At 71.9% G+C, this 21,656-nt stretch carries 18 protein-coding genes; 7 read left to right on the forward strand and 11 right to left on the reverse strand.

Going from position 1 to position 21,656, the window contains the following annotated elements; genetic code table 11:
* The first annotated feature begins 40 nt into the window (after positions 1 to 40).
* Positions 41 to 844 (forward strand): class F sortase, encoded by an 804-nt coding sequence (locus ACWEFB_RS32800; protein WP_452291688.1) that lies wholly within the window; start codon positions 41 to 43, stop codon positions 842 to 844.
* Positions 845 to 873: 29 nt separating this feature from the next.
* Here the strand turns inward: ACWEFB_RS32800 and ACWEFB_RS32805 are convergent, their stop codons facing one another.
* The 4 genes from ACWEFB_RS32805 to ACWEFB_RS32820 form a co-directional block, all read right to left on the reverse strand.
* Positions 874 to 1,224, reverse strand: coding sequence for a DUF2203 domain-containing protein (locus tag ACWEFB_RS32805; RefSeq protein ID WP_326556700.1), 351 nt, complete (start codon positions 1,222 to 1,224; stop codon positions 874 to 876).
* A 51-nt stretch (positions 1,225 to 1,275) separates the two neighbouring features.
* Positions 1,276 to 2,094 (reverse strand): pyrroline-5-carboxylate reductase, encoded by an 819-nt coding sequence (proC, locus tag ACWEFB_RS32810; protein ID WP_452291690.1) that lies wholly within the window; start codon positions 2,092 to 2,094, stop codon positions 1,276 to 1,278.
* A 104-nt stretch (positions 2,095 to 2,198) separates the two neighbouring features.
* Positions 2,199 to 3,227 carry a 6-phosphofructokinase gene (locus ACWEFB_RS32815; protein ID WP_326556698.1) on the reverse strand — a complete coding sequence of 343 codons (1,029 nt, stop codon included), beginning with the start codon at positions 3,225 to 3,227 and terminating at the stop codon, positions 2,199 to 2,201.
* A 212-nt stretch (positions 3,228 to 3,439) separates the two neighbouring features.
* Positions 3,440 to 3,934: a polyadenylate-specific 3'-exoribonuclease AS gene (locus tag ACWEFB_RS32820; protein WP_326563211.1), complete on the reverse strand. Its 495-nt coding sequence runs from the start codon at positions 3,932 to 3,934 to the stop codon at positions 3,440 to 3,442.
* A 419-nt stretch (positions 3,935 to 4,353) separates the two neighbouring features.
* On the opposite strand from ACWEFB_RS32820, the gene ACWEFB_RS32825 reads away from it, so the two are divergent.
* On the forward strand, positions 4,354 to 5,046 hold the full coding sequence (locus ACWEFB_RS32825; protein ID WP_326556697.1) for a Crp/Fnr family transcriptional regulator: 693 nt from the start codon (positions 4,354 to 4,356) through the stop codon (positions 5,044 to 5,046).
* Positions 5,047 to 5,150: 104 nt separating this feature from the next.
* Here ACWEFB_RS32825 and ACWEFB_RS32830 read toward each other — a convergent pair whose 3' ends face one another.
* Entirely contained in the window at positions 5,151 to 5,345 is a 195-nt protein-coding gene (locus ACWEFB_RS32830) for a hypothetical protein (RefSeq protein WP_326556696.1), read from the reverse strand.
* 340 nt (positions 5,346 to 5,685) lie between these two features.
* On the opposite strand from ACWEFB_RS32830, the gene ACWEFB_RS32835 reads away from it, so the two are divergent.
* The 3 genes from ACWEFB_RS32835 to ACWEFB_RS32845 all read left to right on the forward strand — a co-directional run bounded on the left by ACWEFB_RS32835 (position 5,686) and on the right by ACWEFB_RS32845 (position 12,116).
* Positions 5,686 to 9,348, forward strand: coding sequence for an adenylate/guanylate cyclase domain-containing protein (locus tag ACWEFB_RS32835; RefSeq protein ID WP_452291737.1), 3,663 nt, complete (start codon positions 5,686 to 5,688; stop codon positions 9,346 to 9,348).
* Positions 9,349 to 9,682: 334 nt separating this feature from the next.
* Positions 9,683 to 10,528, forward strand: coding sequence for a DUF308 domain-containing protein (locus ACWEFB_RS32840; RefSeq protein WP_452291693.1), 846 nt, complete (start codon positions 9,683 to 9,685; stop codon positions 10,526 to 10,528).
* Between the two features lie 172 nt (positions 10,529 to 10,700).
* Positions 10,701 to 12,116: an alpha,alpha-trehalose-phosphate synthase (UDP-forming) gene (locus ACWEFB_RS32845; protein WP_452291695.1), complete on the forward strand. Its 1,416-nt coding sequence runs from the start codon at positions 10,701 to 10,703 to the stop codon at positions 12,114 to 12,116.
* Between the two features lie 228 nt (positions 12,117 to 12,344).
* On the opposite strand, the gene ACWEFB_RS32850 is transcribed toward ACWEFB_RS32845, so the two are convergent.
* From ACWEFB_RS32850 to ACWEFB_RS32875, 6 genes are all read right to left on the reverse strand, one after another.
* Complete coding sequence (locus ACWEFB_RS32850) at positions 12,345 to 13,163, reverse strand: alpha/beta hydrolase (protein WP_452291697.1); 819 nt, start codon at positions 13,161 to 13,163, stop codon at positions 12,345 to 12,347.
* Entirely contained in the window at positions 13,160 to 14,554 is a 1,395-nt protein-coding gene (locus tag ACWEFB_RS32855; protein ID WP_452291699.1) for a flavin-containing monooxygenase, read from the reverse strand. Before ACWEFB_RS32855 ends, ACWEFB_RS32850 begins: the two co-directional genes overlap by 4 nt.
* A gap of 155 nt (positions 14,555 to 14,709) precedes the next feature.
* Positions 14,710 to 15,462: an endonuclease/exonuclease/phosphatase family protein gene (locus ACWEFB_RS32860; RefSeq protein WP_452291701.1), complete on the reverse strand. Its 753-nt coding sequence runs from the start codon at positions 15,460 to 15,462 to the stop codon at positions 14,710 to 14,712.
* A gap of 45 nt (positions 15,463 to 15,507) precedes the next feature.
* The gene (locus ACWEFB_RS32865; protein ID WP_452291703.1) at positions 15,508 to 16,455 is read right to left on the reverse strand and encodes an ROK family glucokinase; all 948 of its coding nucleotides are present in this window, start codon (positions 16,453 to 16,455) and stop codon (positions 15,508 to 15,510) included.
* Positions 16,456 to 16,569: 114 nt separating this feature from the next.
* Positions 16,570 to 17,445: a hypothetical protein gene (locus ACWEFB_RS32870; protein ID WP_452291705.1), complete on the reverse strand. Its 876-nt coding sequence runs from the start codon at positions 17,443 to 17,445 to the stop codon at positions 16,570 to 16,572.
* Positions 17,446 to 17,486: 41 nt separating this feature from the next.
* Positions 17,487 to 17,942 (reverse strand): SRPBCC family protein, encoded by a 456-nt coding sequence (locus ACWEFB_RS32875; RefSeq protein WP_452291707.1) that lies wholly within the window; start codon positions 17,940 to 17,942, stop codon positions 17,487 to 17,489.
* 173 nt (positions 17,943 to 18,115) lie between these two features.
* Between ACWEFB_RS32875 and ACWEFB_RS32880 the strand changes: the two genes are divergently transcribed.
* Both ACWEFB_RS32880 and ACWEFB_RS32885 read left to right on the forward strand, forming a co-directional pair.
* Positions 18,116 to 19,945, forward strand: coding sequence for an AMP-dependent synthetase/ligase (locus ACWEFB_RS32880; RefSeq protein ID WP_452291709.1), 1,830 nt, complete (start codon positions 18,116 to 18,118; stop codon positions 19,943 to 19,945).
* Between the two features lie 14 nt (positions 19,946 to 19,959).
* Positions 19,960 to 21,651 (forward strand): sensor histidine kinase, encoded by a 1,692-nt coding sequence (locus tag ACWEFB_RS32885; RefSeq protein ID WP_452291711.1) that lies wholly within the window; start codon positions 19,960 to 19,962, stop codon positions 21,649 to 21,651.
* Positions 21,652 to 21,656 lie beyond the last annotated feature (5 nt).

Consider the following 21,656-nt stretch of genomic DNA (forward strand, 5'->3'; position numbering starts at 1 on the left):
CTTCGGGGTACGGACGACAACCGGGAACCGGGTGCCCGCGGTGAGCGGGGCACTCGGCGACTCGGACGGGCCGGGACCGGCCGGCGTGGGCGGTGCCCTCGGCGACCCGGACGGGCCGGGACCGGCCGGCGTGGGTGGGGCATTCGGCGACCCGCACGGGCCGGGACCGGCCGGCGGCCTGCCCCGGCGGACCGGGCTGGCGCTGCTCGGACTCGGTGTCCTGGTGCTCGCCCTGATCACCGGCACCGGGCTGGGCCTGGCCGGTGCCGGGCCCGCGACCACGGCCGTGGTGTGGCGGGCGGGCTGCGCCACCGGCTGCCCGCCTACCGATGCGTTACCGCCCTTCGGCCCGCAACCGCCCATCGGCGCCCGACCGGCGCAACCGGAACCGTCCACCCCACCCGCCGGCCCACCGAGCCGGGTACGGATCCCCCGCATCGGCGTGGACTCGTCCCTGGAGGTGCTCGGCCTGGACCGGTCCGGGCAACTGGCCGCGCCGGCGGACTTCGCCCGGGCCGGCTGGTTCGGCGCCGGTACGGCACCGGGCGACACCGGCCCGGCGGTGATCGCCGGACACGTCGACTCGACCACCGGCCCCGCGGTCTTCTACCGCCTGTACGAGCTGCGCGCTGGCGACCGGATCGAGGTGCTCGACGGTGAACGCTCGATCCCGTTCGTGGTGGTGGCCACCAGCCGGTACAAGAAGGACGAGTTCCCCACCGCCGAGGTGTACGGCCCGACCCCCGGCCCGGAGCTGCGCCTGATCACCTGCGCCGGCACCTTCGACCGCGACACCCGCCACTACCGCGACAACCTGGTCGTCTACGCCGTCGCCGCCCCGTGAGGCCGAGGGCTCGCCGAACCGGGACCCGGTCAGAGCCGGCGACGACCCTGGAAGCCGCAGTCGGCGCGGTGGTACCAGCGGATGTCGTCGTCACCCTCCAGCCAGCACCAGAGCACCTGCCGGCCCTCCCGCTCCCCGACGAAGTCGAGCAGCACCGGGGCGAAGCCCTTGACCTGGATCTCGTGCTCGTTGAGCTCCTCCAGGATGCCGTGCAGCCGGGCCTCCAGGGCCTTGACCTCCGGTACGCCACCGAGCGGACTGAGCCCGCCGCCGTCCAGATCGGCCCGTAGCTCCGCCAGGTCGGCGCGCAGCAGGATCAGCTCGTCGATCCGGGGGCGCAGGGTGGCGATCAGGTATCTGGCCTGGGCGAGGGTGAACACACCGGACAGTATGGGCCACCGACCGTCGAACCGGGGCGACCCCGAGCCCGGCTAGTCGCTCTGCGCGGCGATCTCCCGGGCCCGGTCCCGGGCCGCCTCCAGCGCGGCGAGCAGAGCGGCGCGTACGCCGTGCTTCTCCAACTCCCGGATCGCGGAGATGGTGGTGCCGGCCGGTGAGGTGACCGCCTCCCGAAGCTTCACCGGATGTTCACCGGAGTCCCGGAGCATGACCGCCGAGCCGATCGCGGTCTGCACGATCAGTTCGTGGGCGACCTGCCGGGGCAGCCCGAGCAGGATGCCGGCGTCGATCATCGCCTCGACCAGGAGGTAGAAGTAGGCCGGTCCGGAGCCGGAGAGCGCGGTGACGGCGTCCTGCTGCGACTCGGGCACCCGGATGGTCGAGCCCAGCGGGGTGAACATCTCCTCGGCCAGGCTCAGGTGCGCCCCGGTCGCGTACGGACCGGCGGAGATCGCCGTCATCGCCTGGTCGACCAGGGCCGGGGTGTTCGTCATGACCCGGACCACCGGGGTCCCCTCCGGGAGCCGCCGCCCGAAGAAGCTCGTCGGCAGGCCCGCGCAGAGCGAGATCACCAGCTTGTCGGCCGGCACCTTGGGGCCGATCTCGTCCAGGAGCGTGCCCGCGTCCTGCGGCTTCACCGAGATGGCGAGCACGTCGGCCTCGGCGACGGCGGTCAGGTTGTCCACCACCCGGATCCCGTACCGGGTGGCGAGTTCCTCGGCCCGGGTCTGCCGCCGGGTGGTGGCCAGCAGCCGGCCCGCCGGCCAACCGGCCCGGAGCAACCCGGAGAGCATCAGCTCACCGATCTTCCCGGTGCCGATCACGGCCACCGTGTGCGCACCCGGTGCCATCTGGTTCCCCCCTCGTCGGTTCCGGTCGCACCGAACCGGGGTGGTCTCCGCTGGCTGGAACCAGCTTCGCGGAGTCCACCCCGGCCCGGGTGGTACGTGGCCGATCAGCTTCCGAAGAAGACCTCGGCCTCTTCGTAGCGCTCGATCGGCACGGTCTTCAGCTCGCGGGTCGCCTCGGCCAGCGGCACCCGGACGATGTCGGTGCCCTGCATGGCGACCATCTTGCCCCAGTCGCCCTCGTTCACGGCGTCGATCGCGTGCAGGCCGAGCCGGGTGGCGAGCACCCGGTCGAACGCGGTCGGGGTGCCACCGCGCTGGATGTGCCCGAGCACGACCGTACGGGCCTCCTTGCCGGTCTTGGCCTCGATCTCGCCGGCCAGCCACTGCCCGATGCCGCCGAGCCGGACGTGCCCGAAGGAGTCCAGCTCCTGGTTGTGCAGCACCATCTGCCCGTCCAGCGGCTGTGCGCCCTCGGCGACGACCACGATCGGGGCGTACTGCTTCTGGAACCGCTTCTCGACGTAGGTGGCCACCTGCTCCACGTCGAACTGCCGCTCCGGCAGGAGGATCACGTTGGCGCCACCGGCCAGGCCGGCGTGCAGCGCGATCCAGCCGGCGTGCCGGCCCATGACCTCGACCACCAGGGTGCGGTGGTGGCTCTCGGCGGTGGTGTGCAGCCGGTCGATCGCCTCCATCGCGATGTTGACCGCGGTGTCGAAGCCGAACGTGTAGTCGGTCGCGTTGAGGTCGTTGTCGATCGTCTTCGGTACGCCGACCACGTGGACGCCGAGTTCGGTCAGCTTGGTCGCGACGCCGAGGGTGTCCTCGCCGCCGATCGCGACCAGTGCGTCGACGCCCTGCGCGGCAAGGTTGTCCTTGATCCGCTCGACCCCGTTTTCGATCTTGAACGGGTTGGTCCGGGACGAGCCGAGGATGGTCCCGCCGCGCGGCAGGATCCCCCGCACCTCGTCGATGCCGAGCTGCTTGGTCAGCCCCTCCAGCGGACCGCGCCAGCCGTCGCGGAAGCCCACGAACTCGTGACCGTAGGTAGCGACACCCTTACGCACGACCGCTCGGATCACCGCATTCAGACCCGGACAGTCACCGCCGCCGGTGAGCACGCCGATACGCATGATCTGCTCATCCTCCAGGAGCTTCAGGTAAGCCCAATTCAGCCCCAGGAGCGAAGTCACGTCAGACCATCGGCGTCGTTGCCGGCCCGGGGCGGGCCGTCAATGCGCACTGTAGTCGTCGCGCCGGAGGCAAGCCAGCACGCCTCACGGGCGGGGAGGGACCCCGGTCGACCTTCGGGCGGAGCCGTCGGCCCGGCCGGCATCGACCGGGTTCAGCCGCCCATGGCCCGCCACCGGGCCAGGTTGTGCTGGGCGTCGACCAGCGCGTCATGCCGCTCGGCCGCCGCGTCCGGCAACGGCGGGCGCCCCAGGTCGTCCCAGCGCTGCCGCAGGTCCTTGGTGAACCGGGGGATCTCCCGGGGCAGGGCCGGCATCGCCCCCCAGAGCTGCGCGAGCGCCACGTGGTCGTACGCGGCGTACCAGGCCCACAGCTCCAGCTTCTCGTCCGGACGGCCGCGTACGGGCTCGGTCAGGAACTCGTAGAGCTCGTCGCGGATCCGCTCCCGGGAGCGCCAGACCCGGTCACCGGGGGACGGCAGCTTGTCCAGCACGTTGCGGCGGACCCAGGGCACGGCTCGGGAGTCGTCGAACTGCGTGGAGACGGCGTAGAACTCCCGGCCGTACTCGTCGACGACGCCGATCGACACGAGGTCGACGATCCGGCCGTCCTCGATGAATTCGCAGTCGTAGAAATAGCGGTAAACCATCCCCGCCATCCTCGCTCACCCACTCGACGGGTCCGGCGCCGGGGGCGTACCCGTCACCCGCGCGGGTCACCGGTCGTGCCGCCGGCCGGTCGCCCGGCTGCCACCGGGCCCGTCCCCCGCCGCTCACGCGACCGGCCGGACGACGGGCGCAGCACGCTCGCCGTCCGGCCGGTCGCGGCACCCCGCGACCCCAATCCGCCACGCCCCCGTACAGCCCCCACCCAGCGGCGGATCTGAGCACAAGAATGCCGGTCGCCAGGACGCAGGACTGTCACAGAAGCGATTCGAGGGGTGTACAGCACGCGACAGGACCGTCATGATCTGATGTGTACCGCTACCGGACGGGTCATCCGGTGTCAGATCATGTTGCTCTCGGGGGCGAGAGCCTCGACCGAAAGCAGACTGTGAGGGGTTGAGCCTTGGAGGTTCGCCTGCCGGAGCCGGGTGACGCGCTCACGGGTGTGCAGATGTTCGCCGGCCTCGAACCGGAGGTACGGCAGCGGGTGATCGCTGCCGCGGTCCCGCGCACCTATCGCAAGGGCCAACTGCTGTTCGTCGAGAACGACCCCGGCGAGTCACTGATCGTGCTGCGTCGCGGCGCGGTGGTCGTCTTCCGTACGGCACCGACCGGCGAGCGTGCCGTGCTGTCGGTGATCCGGCCGCCCGACGTACTCGGCGAGGTGTCCCTCCTGGACGCCTCCACCCGCTCCCTGTCGGCCGAGGCGATCGAGGACTGCACCGCACTCGCCCTGTCCCGGGGCGCCTTCATGGAGCTGGTCCACTCCAACCCGCGCATCCTCGACGCGGTGATGCGGTCGTTGGGCGGCCTGATCCGCCGGCTCACCGAACAGAACGCCGACCACGTCTTCCTCGACCTGCCCGGCCGGGTGGCCAAGACCCTGGTCCGGCTGGCCGGCGAGAGCCAGGCGCCGATGATCACGATCGAGCTGAACCAGAGTCAGCTCGCGGAGATGGCCGGCGGCTCGCGGCAGAGCGTCAACCAGGCGATCGGCTCCTTCGCCAGCCGGGGTTGGCTGCGTACGGAGGGGCGCCGGATCGTGGTAACCGATGTGGCCGCGTTGCGCCGCCGAGCGGGCATGTCCGACCGCTGATCGGCGTACACATTCCGGCCGAACGGAACGTGGGGCCCGCCGGTCGCTCTCGGCGACCCGCGGAACCCCACGGTTCCCGCTGCTGTGCTGCGGCAGCCCGGAAATCAGGGCTTGGTGCTGGTCGGTCCGACCCAGTCGGTGTCGGCGCCGCCGCCACCGGAGCCGCCGCCCGCCTCGCCCACGATTCCCTCGGCCTGGAGCCGGGCCAGCGTCGCGGCGTCCACATCGACCATCGCGCCCGCGGAGTGGTTGACACCCGCGTCGTCGGTCCACCCCTGTGCCAGCTGGACGTACACCATCGACGAATCTCCCTAACATCGCTCGATCACTTGGCTGCCCGACTGTAGCCGGCAGGCGCTCGGGTCAGCCGGCCGAACGAGTGTCTGCTAGCCAACAGCCCGGTTACCGACACTGGCGCGGACCGGCGATACTCGGCGTTGGCGACCAACACGGCCAGCACCCCGCAACACGGCCAGCAAGCCGCAACCCGGCCAGCACACCGCAAGCCGGGCAGCGACACGACCGGTTCGCCACCAGTGCTTCGGCTGGCGCTCCCATCTGGTTGCGGCAGCACGACCCATCCCGACCCGACTGCGGTAGGAGGACGTTATCTCCGCTCCGTGTGCCAAGTGTGGCCGGATCGCCGCAGCCGAAGACCGCTTCTGCGGCGGCTGCGGCAACGAACTCGTGCCCGCCTGCCCGCACTGCGACCGGCCGCTGGCCACCAACGCGGCGTTCTGCACCTCCTGCGGCAAACCCCGTCCGGGCGGGGCGACCCGGCCGGCGACCACCGCACAGGAGGACCGGCGGCGGGTCAGTGTCCTCTTTGTCGACCTGATCGACTTCACCCCGTACGTGGAGCGGGCCGACCCGGAACTCGTCCGCGGCATGCAGACGAGCTTCTTCTCCGCCGCCCGCCGAGTCGTCGGTCAGTACGGCGGGGTGGTGGAGAAGTACATCGGGGACGCGGTGATGGCGTTGTTCGGTGCGCCGGTGGCGACCGAGACCGACGCGTTGCGGTGTGTCCGGGCCGGGCTGGAGTTGCAGCGGGTACTGGCCCGGTTCGCCCCCGCCGACGCCGGTGGACTGCGGTTCCGGGTCGGGGTGTCGACCGGTGAGGCCCTCGTGGACGTGGCCGCCGCCCGCGACGGCGGTCAGGCGATCGTCGCCGGTGACGTGGTCAACACCGCCTCCCGGATGCAGTCGGTCGCACCCCCCGGCGGGGTGCTCGTCTGCGGCAACACGTACCTGCTGACCAAGGACGCGATCCGGTACGACGAGCAGCCGCCGGTGACGCTGCGTGGGCGGTCGTCGCCAACCGAGGTGTGGTTGGCCCTGGCGCCGGTACGCCGACAGCACCCGGACCGGGAACTCGACTCGACCCCGCTGATCGACCGGGAACACGAGCTGGGCCTGCTGGTCAACGCCCTGCACCGATCGGTCCGGGAACAGATCCCGCAGGTGGTCACGGTCTTCGGTCGGGCCGGCATCGGCAAGAGCCGGCTGGTCCGGGAGCTGTTCCGGCACGCTGACCGGCTGATCGACGAACCGGTCACCTGGCGTACCGGGCGCTGCCCACCGTTCGGGGAGAACGTCACCTTCGCCGCGCTCGCCGACATCGTGAAGTCCGAGGCGGGGATCCTGGACACCGACCCGGCGTCGGTCGCCGCCCAACGACTCGAGTCGGCGGTCAGCGAACTGGTCGCCACCAACGGCGAGACCGCCCGGGTGGTGGACGCGCTGCGCCCCCTGGTCGGGTTGCCGGGGCCGGCGCTGCCGGTGGAGGAGACCGAGTCGGCCTGGCGGCGGTTGCTGGTGGCGCTGGCCGCCCGGCGGCCGACGGTACTGGTCTTCGAGGACCTGCACTGGGCGGACGAGGCGATGCTGCGCTTCGTGGAACTGCTCGGCGCGTCGGCCCGCGACGTACCACTGGTGCTGCTCTGCACCGCACGGCCGGAACTGGTCGACCGGGAACCGAGCTGGGCGGCGAGCATCACCTCGTCGCTGACCATCAACCTGCCGCCGCTGCGCAACACCGGCATCGCCTCGCTCTACGCGCACATGTTCGGCCAGGCCGCGTTCTCCGCCGACATGCTCAGCCCGCTGGTCGAGGTCGCCGACGGCAACCCGCTCTACGCGTACGAGTACGTCCGGATGCTGATCGAGCAGGGTGCGCTGCGGCAGTCGGGGCGGGGGTGGTCGCTGGAGAAGCAGCACGACCTGCCGATGCCGGACAGCGTGCACGCGGTCATCGCGAACCGGGTCGACCTGCTCGACGTCACCGACCGTACGGTGCTGCTGGCCGCGTCGGTGGTCGGGATGCAGTTCTGGCCGGGTGCGGTCGCCTCGGCGCTCGGCCAGCCGGTCGAGTCGGTGGAGCGGGCCCTGCGCCGGCTGGAGCAGCGGGACTTCGTCCACGAGCAGGCCGGGTCCATCATGGCCGGTCAGCCGGAGTTCCGGTTCCGCCACGTGCTGGTACGCGACGTCTGTTACCAGCGGTTGCCGCGTACCGAGCGGGTGGCCCGGCACGAACGTACGGCGGACTGGCTGGACGCGCTGTCGCGCAGCCGGGACACCGACCTGGCCGAGGTCCTCGCCCACCACCGCTGGGCGGCGCACGAGATCGCCGGCACCCTCGGGGTGGACACCGAGCGGTACGCCCCGGCCGCACGGGACGCGCTGCACCGGGCGGCCCGCCGGGCGTACGCGTTGCACGCCCTCGACGCCGCGGCCAGCCACGCGGCGAAGGCGCTCCTGCTCGCCGGCCTCGACGACAAGCTGGACCGGCTGCAACTGGAACTGCTCAGCACCGAGATCTCGTTCTTCCGGGACGGGCGGGCGTTCCTGTCCGGTGGCGGGACCGAACAGTTGACCGCGCTCGCCGACCGGCTGTACGCGATCAACGACCAGGGTTCGGCCGCCCGCGCCTGGACCCTGCTCGGGCACGCGGCCTGGCTGCGTGCCGACCGGGCGGCGGCGCTGGCCTGCCTGGACCGGGCGGTGGAACTGTTCGACGCGCTGCCCGACAGCGAGCAGAAGGCCGAGGCGTACGCCGAACTCGGCCGGCTGCACATGCTCAACATGGAACGCGACCCGGCGCTCGCCGCCGCCGGTGCCGCGGCCGACATCGCCGAACGGCTCGGTCTGGTCGAGGCGCAGACCAACGCCCGGATCACCATGGCGTCGACCCGGTACTACGCCGGTGACCGGACCGGTCTGGACGAGTTGCACGCCGCCGTGCAGTTCTGCCGGACGCACAAGCTCCAGGCCCTGACCCGGGCCATGCAGAACCTCGCGTACGCGATGCTCGAGGAGGGCGACTGGGTCCAGTCCAACGCCATGCTCACCGCAGCCGCGGCCGAGCAGGGCGACGAGCAGACGCTGACCACCGGCTACTCCGGCGAGGCGATGCGGGCGTACTTCAACGGCGAGTTCGGCAAGCTCCTCGCCGCCGCGGACGCGTTCGTCGACACCGACGAGGGCCGCTGGGACATGCAGGTCCGGGGGCTGCGCGCCTGCCTGCGGGTGCTGCGCGGCGAACCGGTGCCGAGCGGCCGGGACAGCCTGGCGAACCGGGCCGCCCAGGCCGCCCTGCCATCGGGTACGGCCACCGCGGCGGGCGGGGCGGCGGCGGGCGGGGCGGCGCAGCCGAGCGGGCCGCAGGCCGTACCGGCTCAGCCGGTGTCGGTACCGGCCGGGGGTCAGCCGGTGCCGCTGGCGGACGACATCGCCGAGGCGCTGGAGACGGCCCGTCGCAGCGGGTTCCACCGGCTGCACTGGACCGTGCTGGGGCCGGCCGCCCTCTGCCGAGCCCTCCAGGGGCGCAGTGCGGACGTGGTCGAGTTGATCGACGAGTTGGCCGACACCTGGGCCCCCGTACCCGCCCTGGCCAGCGGTGAGTGGATCACCGCAGCCGCGTACGCCGCCGCGCTGACCGGGCGGGACCAGGCGGTACGCGTACGCGGGATGTTGGACCGGGTCACGCACCGTACGCCGTGGGCGGAGGCCGCGCTGCGTACGGTGACCGCCGCGGTGGCCGCCGCGGACGGTGACCATCACCGCGCGGCCCAGCTCTACGCGGCTGCCGCGGAGATCTACGCGCAGATCCCGGACGTGACCGACCGGATGCTGGCGCTGGCGCTGGCCGGAGGTGAGCTGAGCCGTTCGGGCGAGCGGGCGACCGCGCAGGTCACGCTCGCCGAGGTACGCGCGTTCGCGCTGCGCAACCAGGCGCCCGGTCTGCTCCGGCTGGGCGGCAACCCGGGTGGCGCGGGCGGGTGGTCCCCGGTCCTCGCCTCCTGAGAAGGGCCGCTCGCACCCCCACCGGTGAGGTTTTCGGCCTTTGCGACGAAGGTCACTTTTCACTCGATCATGAACGGGGGGGGGATCCGATCCGACCCGGCTCCCGATCAGTCGGCACAGCACGAGCGTCGGTCCCGACCGGATTCAGCGCGTACGCCGCCCCGCCCCACGGGGGGATCTGTCGGGAATGAGCCTACGAAGCGAGTACGGCGCGCCACAACGCACTCCCGGAACCCGCGCCTGCCGTGTCACGATTCAAGGCACGGCACGCGCGATCGCGCGCGACGGGGGTCTTGGTCGGGCGCGCGCACGCGCCGGTGAGGGAGGGTATCCAGTGTCACCGGGTGGTGCCCGCCGAGGGCGGCGGGACAACGGGCTCGACGCGACCGAATACGCCGTCGCTGGCGACGTGGACCCACGGGTGGGCGAACACCTGCTGGACGTCCTCGCCGCCGGCGGCATCGCCGCCTACCTCCAGCCCTCCGCCGACCTCAACCCGGTGACCCGGACCACCACGGTGCCGGCGCGACCGACCGACCGGCTCTACGTCGACCGGACCCACCTCGCGACCGCCCGGGACTACCTGACCCAACTCGCCGACGAGGGCACGCCGAGCCCGACGCCGTCCCGCCCCGATCCGGACGTGGACGCCGAGTGGGCCCGGATCGTCGCCGGCTACCACGCGGACGTGACCGAGGGCGCCCGGCCGTGGCCGGCGGCCGAGGACGTGAGCGTGGACGAGCCGGTCGACAAGACCGGCTCGGCCACCGGCACCACCACCCGGACCGGCCAGGAGAGCGCCGGACCGGCCACCGAGGTACGGCCGCTCCAGTCCGCCACCGACATCTCCGGGATCTCCCTCGACCCCCGGTCCGACCAGGGCTCCCTGCTCGACGGGCTGGACACCTTCGGCGCGGACCTGCCCGACGGCACCGAGGACCGGTACATCCCCCCGCCCCCGCCGCCACTGCCGCACGTCTCCAAGTACGCCGTGGCCGGGGTGCTCGCGGTTGTCCTGGGCTTCATCCTCTTCGTCTTCCCGAGCCTGCTGCCGATCGACCGGGGCCTGGTCACGCTGATCGGCTTCACCGGGATCCTGAGCGGGTTCGTCACCCTGATCTGGCGCCTGCGCTCGGGCGACGAGGAGGACGACGACCCCGACGACGGTGCGGTGGTCTGAACCCGTAACAGGCAAATAGTGAGATTGATCGCACACAGCGTGCGCGCGTAACACTCGTGTAACTTGATGTCAGTAGGAATACCCCTGTACGTCACCTCTCCTCACTCCCCCTCACGACTGCCCGATCGCGCATCATTCGCGGTGGTCGCCTCGCTCGGAACGAGGTGCCCGAATGCGACAGAGTCCGCTTGTGGTGGTGGCCAACCGGCTACCGGTTGACGACGGTGTGGCGCTCGACGGCGCCTGTGAGTGGCGTCGTAGTCCCGGTGGTCTGGTCGGTGCCCTACATCCCATCCTGAAGAAGACCCCGGCGGTCTGGGTCGGCTGGGCCGGCGGCAGTGGCCCCGCCCCCGCCGTATCCGACATCGACGGCGTACGGATGCACGCGGTACCACTCAGCGACGAGGACATGCGGGACCACTACGAGGGTTTCGCCAACGCCACCCTGTGGCCGCTCTACCACGACGCGGTCGAGCAGCCCGTCTACCACCGCCGCTGGTGGGAGGCCTACCAACGGGTCAACCAGCGGTTCGCCGAAGCCGCCGCGGAAGCCGCCGAACCGGGCGCCGTGGTCTGGGTGCAGGACTACCACCTGCAACTCGTACCGGGCCTGCTCCGGGCACTCCGCCCGGACCTGCGGATCGGCTTCTTCCTGCACGTCCCGTTCCCGCCACCCGAGCTGTTCATGCAACTGCCCCGTCGGGCCGAACTGCTGCTCGGCATGCTCGGCGCCGACCTGGTCGGCTTCCAGCGGGCCCAGGCGGCGCACAACTTCGCCCAGCTCGCGTCCAAGGTGCTCAAGCTGCCCGCCACCGACCGCCGGATCGCGGTGGACGACCGGGTGGTCCGGATCGGCGCCTTCCCGGTCTCCATCGACATGGCCGAGATGGAGGCACTGTCCCGCCGCCCGGACGTGGTCCAGCGGGCCCGCCGGCTCCGGGGTGACCTGGGCGACCCGCAGCACGTGATCCTCAGCATCGACCGGATGGACTACACCAAGGGCATCGAGCAGCGACTCAAGGCGTACAGCGAGCTGATCGCCAACGGCCACATCAAGGTCCGGGACACGGTCATGGTCCAGGTGGCGGTGCCGAGCCGGGAACGGGTCGAGCAGTACCAGGTCCTGCGCGAGCGGGTGGAACGCGAGGTCGGCCGGATCAACGGGGAGTTCGGGCGGGTCGGCGAGCCGGCGATCCACTACCTGACCCAGCCGTTCGACCGTACGGAGCTGGCGGCGCTCTACCGGATCGCGGACATCATGGCGGTGACCCCGCTGCGGGACGGAATGAACCTGGTCGCGAAGGAGTATGTGGCGGCCCGGGTCGACAACGGTGGCGCGCTGCTGCTGAGCGAGTTCGCCGGGGCGGCGGCGGAGTTCACCCAGGCGTATCTGGTGAACCCGCACGATCTGGAGGGGTTGAAACTGACCCTGATGCACGCGTTGCAGGCGACACCGGCGGATGTCAGCGACCGGATGCGGTCGATGCGCGACCATCTGCGGACGTATGACATTCGGGCTTGGGCTCGGGCTTATCTCACGTCTTTGGATCAGACCGGGGCGTTGGCTGATCGGTTGGCTCCTGCTTGATCTGTGGGGGGTTTCGGGGGGCTGCGTGCCCCGCTCCGAGCGGTCAAGCTTGATCTCTCCGCGGGGCACGCAGCCCCCCGAAACCTGACCTGGTCGTTCTGCGTCCGCAGGCGGCGGGTTGGCAGTGAGTGACTCGGGTGGGGTGGCTCAGTGGCTCGGGTGAGTTGGCTCAGTGGCTCGGGTGGGGTTGGCTCGAGTGGCTCGGGCGTTGGGGGTGGGTGGCTTGGGTCAGGGGGTGGGGAGGTCTTTGTCCAGCCAGTCGAGGAGGGCGTCCACGGGTTCGCGCCAGCGGGCGTCGAGCATCAGGTCGTGGCCCATGCCGGGAAAGAGCAGCGGGGCGGCGTCGTAGCGGCGGGCCGCGCGGGTGAGGGCGGCGGCGGAGACGATCCGGTCGTCGGGGCTGCCGAGGACGAGCAGCGGCGGGTTGCCGACGGGTGGCTCGGGGTCGCGGTGCAGCAGCAGTTGCCACTGGGCGCGTGCGGTGGCCCGGCCGAGTCGGGTGGTGTAGTCGGCGGCGGTCGCGGCGGGCAGTTCGCGGCTGAACAGTTGGCGGCGGTTGAGCCGCAGCCGGCCACCGAAGATCGCCGGCAGGGTGCCGGCGGGGTTGCGCCGCAGGGCGCCCCCGAACGTGCCCCAGCCGCCGAGCACCGGCGCGACCAGCACCCCGGCCCTGGCCGGATAGCGGGCCAGCGCGTGCGTCACCACGAGCGCGCCGGCGCCGTGCCCCACCAGCACCGTCTGCCGGGGCAGGCTCGCCGCCACCTGGACAACATCATGGACGTACGCCCGAAGCGTCGCCTTCGGCGCCGCGCCGCTGCCGCCGTGCCCGCGCAGGCTCACCGCGTGCGCCGCGAACCCGCGCGTCGCGCAGTGCTCCAACCAGTGCTCGGCGAAGGCCCACGCGCCGTGACCGAAGCCGGGTACGAACAGCAGCGGCGGCTTGCCCTCGTCGGCCTCGGGGGTGGCGCTGCGCACCTCGCGGCGTACGGGTGGGACCGGGTTGGACCAGTCGCGCGTCCGGATGATCCGGGTGCCGGCCGCGCTCATTTGCTGACCTCCAGGTCGTCGAGGACGGTTTGCAGCTCGCTCAGGTAGTCCCGGTGGCCGATCTCGAACCAGTGCCGGGTGCTGTCCTTGACCTTCGCCGAACTCCACCGGCGGGCGGCACCGGCCTCGACCCGCGCGGCGAACGCGTTGGCCCGGTCCGGTTCGGTCTCCTGTACGCGCAGGCGTCGGGCGATCGCCACCGTCTGCCAGTGCACGAGCGGGAAGATGCCGGAGTCGGACTGGAGCAGGCCGGCCACGGCCAGGGTGGGGTGGCGGCGCGGGAACGCGTTGAGGTAGAGCGTGGGGCGGCCGGAGTTGTCGTCGCCGAGGAGCTTCGGGTCGAGGAACTCGAACTTCGGCAGGTAGCCGGTGGCGAGCACGACCAGGTCCGGTTCGATCTGCTGCCCGTCGGTCAGTTCGACGCTGTGCCCACGGAACCGGGCCACGTCCGGTACGGGGGTGATGTCGCCGTGACCGACGTAGTAGACGAGTTGGCTGTTCGCGATCGGGTGCGTCTCGTAGATCTTGTGATCGGGTGCGCGCATACCGAACCGGGTCAGGTCACCGACGGTGAGCCGCAGCGTACGGGCGGAGAACCACTGGCGCAGTCCCAGGGGGAGTTTGGCCAGTCCGGCGTTGACCTGGTCGGTCGGGCGGCCCAGCACGTACTTGGGGACGTACCAGTAGCCGCGTCGGGTGGAGTGCCAGCACTTGGCGGCCTGCTGGGCGGCCTCGACCGCGATGTCACAACCGGTGTTCCCGGCCCCGATCACCAGCACCCGCTTGCCCCGCAACTGGGTCGTGTCCTTGTACGCCGACGCGTGGATGACCTGCCCCCGGAACTCGTCGAGTCCCTCGTACGCGGGGATCTTCGGGGCCCAGTTGTGCCCGTTGGCGATCACGACGGCGGCGTAGCGGGAGGTCCGTTCGGCGCCGTAGCCGCCGGTGCTGCGGGTGGTGACGTCCCAGCGGTTGCCGTCGGCCGGTTCGACCCGGATCACCTCGGTGCCGAACCAGACGTCTTCGCGCAGGTCGAAGTGGTCGGCGTACCGCTCCAGGTAACCGAGGAGCTGGCTGTGGTGGGGGTAGTCCGGCCAGGAGTCCGGCATCGGGAAGTCGGGGAACTGCGTGAACGGCTTCGACGAGATCAGGTGCGTACTGGCGTAGACCGGGCTGCGGTCGTGCCGCCAGTTCCAGGCCCCGCCGACGCTGGTTTCCCGTTCGTAGCAGTCGACGCCGAAGCCGTACTCCTTCAGGTTCTTGATCGCGGCCAGGCCGCTGGCACCGGCGCCGATGACGCAGACGGTGCCGCCCCGGTCGTAGACCGGGCGCCCATCCGACCGCAGGGTCGCGCCCGTTTCGGAGCTGTCTTGGCCAGTGGAGGTGGACACCGGGAATCTCCTTTTGTCCGGCACGAATGCCGAGTGCTGCCGAATCCTCTCGGCTCGCGTGACCCTTTGTCCAGCCCGATGCCCAACGTTTGGTCATTCCTCCGGATCGACGTACGGCGGTTGGCTTTCCGATCCGGTGGTGCGGGGCGCGGTGCTCAGGCTTTGGTGGCGGCGGGTACGTGGGCCGGGAGCAGGAGGTCGGCCAGGACCGGGAAGTGGTCGCTGGCCCGGCGGGTCTGCGGGGTGTCCACCACGTCGTAACCGGTGACCACGATCCGTGGGTCGACGAAGAGCGCGTCGATCCGGTCGCGCGGGTCGGCACACGGGAACGTACGCGCGTCCGCCCGGCCGGCGGCGACCGCGGCGTCGGTCAGCCCGTCGGCGATGGTCCGCCAGGCGGCACCGCCGGAGTTCTCGTTGAGGTCGGCGCCGAGCACCACCGGGAGGTGCAGTTCGGACAGTTCCCGTTTGAGCAGCGCGGCCTGTCCGGGACGTTCGGTCGGGTCGGTGCCCAGGTGCGACCCGGCGACCACGAACGGGGCGATGGTGGCGGAGCCGACCGCGCATTCGGCGAAGACGGCGCCGCGCATGTGCCGGCCCGGGGTGAGCGGAAACTGGCGGTGCCAGGTCCGGTGTACCCGTACCCGCAGGCTGGTCAGGACGATGTTGCCGAGGGACGGGAGCCCGCCGCCGCCGACCACCAAGCCGAGCGCGTCGGCCAGAACACCGGTCTTGTGCCGCCAGCGAAACCGGCGGGGTCCCTCCTGGACGATCACGACGTCCGGCTCGGCCTCCCGGACGGTCGCGGCCAGCGCCGCCACGTCGTCGCGCTGGCCGTGCACGTTGTACGACAGCACCCGCAGGCGTACGCCCGCGACGCCTCCGCCGGACGGTTCTGCCTGCGTCACGGGTACCCCTTCGCTCGTCCTGGTCCGGGTGTCGGGTCGAGTCGGCTACCGGCGCCGGGCCAGGTCGGCCGCGCCGACCATGCCGGCGGTGTTGCCCAGCTCGGCCGGACGGATCTCCGCCACCGCCAGTCGGGAGCGCTGCGCCAGCGTTTCGGTGAATGCCTGTTGGGTGGGGCCGAGCAGCAGGTCGCCGGCCTCGACCACGCCGCCGCCGACGACCAGCACTTCCGGGTCGAGGATCTGCACCATGTCGGCGAGTCCCAACCCGAGCCAGTGGCCGATCTGGGCGAACGCCTCGCAGGAGATCGGGTCGCCCTCCTGGGCGGCGCTGGTCACCATCGGTCCGGTGATCGACTCGACCTCGCCACCGGCCATCTCGAGCAGCCGGGTGGCGCGGGCCGGGGCCTGACGTGCTCCGGCGCGGGCGAACCGGACCAGGGCCCGGCCGCTGGCGTACTGCTCGATGCAGCCGAGCCGGCCGCAGCCGCAGAGGTGCCCGTTCGGTACGGACAGGGTGTGCCCCAGTTCGGCGGCGATGCCGTGCGCGCCGCGTACCAGTTCGCCGCCGAGGACGATGCCGCCGCCGACGCCGGTGCCGATGGTCAGCATCACCATCGAGTCGGTCGCGTGCCGGGCGGCGCCGTGCCGGAACTCGGCCCAGGCGGCGACGTTCCCGTCGTTCTCCACGATCACCGGCAGGTTCACGGCCGCGCTGACGTAGTCGCGGATGGGCTCGTCGCGCCAGGCGATGTTGGGTGCGAAGAGCACGATCGAGCGGCTGGCGTCGATCCAGCCGGCCGCGCCGATGCCCACCGCCTCGATGTCCCGACCGGTGGCCAGTTCCGCGACGACCTCGACGATGACGTCGCGGGTCTTGGCGACGTCATCGGCGGGGGTGTCCCGCCGGGTCCGTACCAGGACATTGCCGTCGGCGTCGACCACGCCCGCGGCCACCTTGGTACCACCGACGTCGACTCCGATGGTCAGCGTCACCGCCGCCGCTCCCCTCTGTGCTCTGTTCTGCCGGCACCACACCGGTCTGTGCCCTGCCCTGCCGGCGTCACACCGGCCGATCGCGTCCCGCTGCGTCGCTGCAGCCCGGTCCGCTCAGCCCCCGTCGCCGGTGTCGCCGTCGGCGAGCGCCGGCTCTCCCGGTATCCGGGCGGCGGGTACCACCGGCGCCGGGCCGGTGGCTTCGGCGCCGGGCCCGACTCCGGTGGAGCTGGGCGGCGCCGGCCGCGCGGACGCGCCGGTGGTCCCGGCCGCGTCGGCGGGCGGGGTGGTCCGGTCGGTTCGGGTCTCGGTTGCCGCGCGGGTCGCGGCCGCCCAGACGTCCCGCTCCGGTGCCGGCCACGAATCATGCACGGTACGGGTGGCTCCGCGCCACACCTCGTCGTCCGCCCCCGGTCGGGCGGCCGGTGCGGCGGGGCGGGTGGGTGCCGCGCCGGCCGGTCGGTCCGGTGCCTCCGGCGGGGTGCCGGTCGCCGGTGCCGCAGCGTCCGGTGACCCTGCCGGGGTGCCGGTGGGCGGTGGCGGGGTGCCGGGGTGGGCCGACGGGGTGCCGGGGGCCGACGGGCTGGTGGTGGCCGTGGACAGGGCCCGCAGCAGGCTGGCCAGGCCGGCGGCGAAGTCGCCGGCACCGGTGGCGAGCCGCTCGGCGAACTCCGGGCTCGGGTCGCGCAGCGCGGTGATGGCCCGGCAGATCGGGCAGACGCAGCATTCGGGTGAGCCGGTGGCGAAGGCGCCGCCGGGCGTACCGGTGGTGGATCCGTGGCCGCCGTGGTGGCCGGTGGCGCCGGTCCGGGAGGTGCCGCCGCCGGTGGGGCGGTCGGCACCGCTGTGACCAAGCACACCGGTGATCAGGTCGCCGAGCGGGCCGAAGCCGCCGGCCCGGCCGGACGTACCCAGGCGCACCGCGGCCAGCGCGGTGGCGACCAGGCGCTCAGCCTCCGTACGCGCGGACGTTGGGTCGGTTGCCGCCATGCCCGCCTCCTCTCCCCGTGACGCTGCCGTGCGCGGTCGGTTCAGTTGGTCGCATCGAGCGACTCAACCCGCCGCTTGAGCTGCTTCAACGCCGTATCCATGATCATCTTTTCGGCCTTGCGGCGGAACATGCCCAGCATGCCGACCGACAGCTCGACCTCCAGCATGTAGGTCACCGTGGAGGTGCCGTCGCCGTTCTCCTCGATGTCGTACGACCCGTTCTGGGCCTGCTGCATCCGGGACGGCGCGGCCAGGTGCCACTGGATCCGGGAGATGTCCTCGGCGTACTCGTACACGAGGGTGTACTCGTCCGCCAGGACGCCAGCATCCAGGACAAACCGGACCTGGCTGGCGTAACCGTCCTCGTACTCCTCGACCACCTCGACACTGCGGACCGCGTCGGTCCACTCCGGGTAGCGCGCGAAGTCGCAGATCACCGCCGACACCCGGTCCGCGGGCGCGGCGATGACGATCGACTGGATGGAGCTGTCCGCCATGGGGGGCAGGCTACCCGGTTCACCGGCCGGCACGGCCCTCCGGCTCAACCCGGCCCCTCCCGTCCGACCGGCCTGCCTGGCGGGTCGACCCGGACGGGCGGGTAGGTTTCGTGTATCCGGCCCGGCCCGCGCGGCTCATCCCCGCCGTCGAGTACGAGCACGAAGGAGTGCAGGTGCGCGAGTTCTCCGTCCCACCCGTCGCGACCATCGGCGACACGGCGAACCTGACCGACACGGTCTGGGACAACGCCGAGGTGGCCCCGGACGCGATCCAGTTCGCCCGCCGTACCCGGGGCACGGCCGACACGCCGACGGCGGGTGGCCGGGACGGTTGGACCGAGATCACCACCCGGCAGTTCCGCGACGAGGTGGTCTCGGTCGCCCGCGGCCTGATCGCGGCCGGTATCGCCCCCGGTGACCGGATCGGCCTGATGAGCAAGACCCGGTACGAGTGGACCCTGCTCGACTACGCGATCTGGGCGGCCGGCGCGGTGACCGTGCCGATCTACGAGACCTCCAGCGCCGAACAGGTGGCCTGGATCCTCGCCGACTCCGGCGCGGTGGCCTGCGTGGTGGAGACCACCGCGCACGCCCTGCTGCTGACCGGCGTCCGGGACCAGGTGCCCGCCCTGAAGCAGGTCTGGCAGATCGAGACCGACGACCTGGACGCGCTGGTCGGCGAGGGCGGCCGGATCGACCCGGCCGAGGTCGAGACCCGTCGGCGCGGCGTCAGGGCCGACGATCTCGCCACGATCATCTACACCAGCGGTACCACCGGGCGCCCCAAGGGCTGCCTGCTGACCCACCGCAACCTGTACGCCGACGCCGCCAACGCGGTGGCGGTGCTCCCGCACCTGTTCAACGAGGGCGCCTCCACGCTGCTGTTCCTGCCGCTGGCGCACTCGTTCGCCCGGCTGATCCAGGTCGGTGTGATCTACGCCCGCGCCACCCTGGCGCACAGCTCCGACCCGAAGAACCTGGTCAACGAACTGCAGGCGTTCCGCCCGACGTTCGTCCTCTCGGTGCCCCGGGTGTTCGAGAAGGTCTACAACGGTGCTGCCCAGAAGGCCGCGGCCGAGGGCAAGAGTGCGATCTTCGCGCGGGCCGAGCGGGTGGCGATCGCGTACAGCGAGGCGTTGGACTCCCCCGGCGGACCGGGCCTGCCGCTGCGGATGCAGCACCGCGTCTTCGACCGGCTGGTCTACCGCAAGCTGCGGGCCGCGCTCGGCGGACGCTGCCGGGACGCGATCTCCGGCGGCGCCCCGCTCGGCGCCCGGCTCGGCCATTTCTTCCGCGGCGTCGGGGTCACCGTGCTCGAGGGGTACGGGCTGACCGAGACCTCCCCTGCGGTCGCCGCCAACCTGGTCACCGCCATCCGGATCGGTACGGTCGGCCGCCCGCTCCCCGGTGTCTCGGTCCGGATCGCCGACGACGGGGAAATCCTGGTCAAGGGCGAGATCGTGTTCCAGGGGTACTGGAACAACCCGGAGGCGACCGCCGAGGCGCTCGACGAGGACGGCTGGTTCCACAGCGGCGACCTGGGCAACCTCGACGGTGACGGCTTCGTCAGCATCACCGGCCGGAAGAAGGAGATCATCGTGACGGCCGGGGGCAAGAACGTCGCCCCGGCCGTGCTCGAGGACCGGGTCCGGGCACACCCGCTGATCAGCCAGTGCCTGGTGGTCGGCGACCGGCGCCCGTTCATCGCCGCGCTGGTCAGCATCGACGAGGACGCCTGGCCGAAGTGGCTCGCCGAGCACGGACACCCGACCGAGACCCCGGTGGCCGACCTGCGCGAGGACCCGGCGCTGACCGCCGACGTACAGTCGGCGATAGACGACGCGAACAAGGCCGTCTCCGCCGCCGAGTCGATCAAAAAGTTCCGGATCCTGCCGCGCGACCTGACCGAGGCGACGGGTGAACTGACCCCATCACTGAAGGTCAAGCGCGCGGTCGTACACCAGACATACGCCGCAGAAATCGCCGCTATCTACGGAGACTGACTACGATCCGTCAGGTGCCCGCCTCGACTCCCGCCCTCCCCCGTCCGCATCCGCTCGCGGCGGCGGCACGCGTCGTCATGCTCGCGCTGGTCGCGATCCTCACTCTGATCACCACCGGCGAGGTGGACCAGCTGCGCTGGATCGCCCTGCTGGCGGTCGCCGGCATCCCGGCCGTACTCGCCCCGCACCATCCGATCCTCGCCCCGCTCGGTCGGTTCGCCGAGGTGGTGATCGTCGGCTTCGCGGCGAGCCAGGTGGCGGCCGAGGCGTCGATCGGTGGGATGGGGGCGGCGGCGATCCTGCCGTACCTCGCCGTACCGCTGACCGTCGCGGCCCTGCAACGGCGCTCGACCGAGGGGGCCGCGTTGCTCGCGGTCACCGCGGCCAGCCTCGCCGTCGGTGGCTTCATCAGCGGCAACAGCACGAACGAGCCGCTCGGGCACCTCGGTCAGCTCGGCTACCTGGCGGTGTCCGCCCAGTGGCTGGTGCTGGCCGCGCTGGGTCTGTACGCCGCCGGCACCCTGCAACGGATCTGGCAGCTCCGGGGCGAGAGCCGGCCCCAGCCGTACGCCGAGGCGACCCGACTGCTCACCCAACTCCGGAGCGTGGCTCGCCAACTACCAGGAGCAACCCTGGATCCGGGCAGCATCTCCGAGCACCTGCTGGAGGAGTTGCGCGCGGTGGCCCGCGCCGACCGGGCGGCCGTCCTCTCGGCCAGCGGCGGCGGCCGACTGGTGGTGCTCGCCCAGGTCGGCGTGGACCGGGTCGACTGGGAGACCACCCTCGACGCCGACTCCGCCATCGCCGACGCCTGGGCCAGCCAGCAGCCGCAGACCGCCCCCCGCTCGCAGGCCCGGTCCCACCCCGGCGGGGAGGTCTCCGCCCTGGTGGTGCCGCTGGTCGCGGGCGTACGCACGGTCGGTCTGGTGATCATCGAGGCGGACGCGGCGACCGCGTACCCGGCCCCCGTGGTGGGCCGGGTGACCGCGCTGACCCGACCCGCCGCGCTCCGACTGGAGGCCGCGCTGCTCTTCGACGAGGTGCGCTCGCTGGCCACCAACGAGGAACGCCAGCGGCTGGCCCGGGAGATCCACGACGGGGTGGCCCAGGAACTCGTGATGGTCGGCTACGGCATCGACAACGCCATGGCCACCCTCCCCGAGGGCGCGGAGGAGACCGCCGGCGAACTCCGTACGCTGCGCGGCGAGGTCACCCGGGTGATCCAGGAACTGCGACTCAGCCTGTTCGAACTGCGCAGCGAGGTCGACCGGCACGGCGGACTGGCCGCCGCGATGGCCGAGTACGCCCGAACCGTCGGCGCTTCGGGCGGACTCCGTGTCCATTTGTCCCTCGATGAGTCCACCGCCCGGCTTCCCGCAGCCACCGAGGCCGAGTTGTTACGTATCGCGCAAGAGGCAATCACGAACGCGCGCAAGCACGCGGGCGCGTCCAATTTGTGGGTAACTTGCGCCGTGGACCCGCCGTACGCACAAATAGAAGTGTCGGATGATGGTCACGGCATAGCTGACCAGCGCCCGGACGGGCGGTATGGTCTTGCGATCATGGCCGAGAGAGCGGAACGTATCCGGGGCCGGTTGGAGATCCGTCCACGGCATCCCAGCGGCACGACGGTGGCAGTGGTGCTCGGAACCACGCCCCGACGAGATAACGTGCGCGATAGCGTCACCGCATCAGAAGGGGAGTAACCCGA

Source organism: Micromonospora sp. NPDC004704, assembly GCF_053601675.1.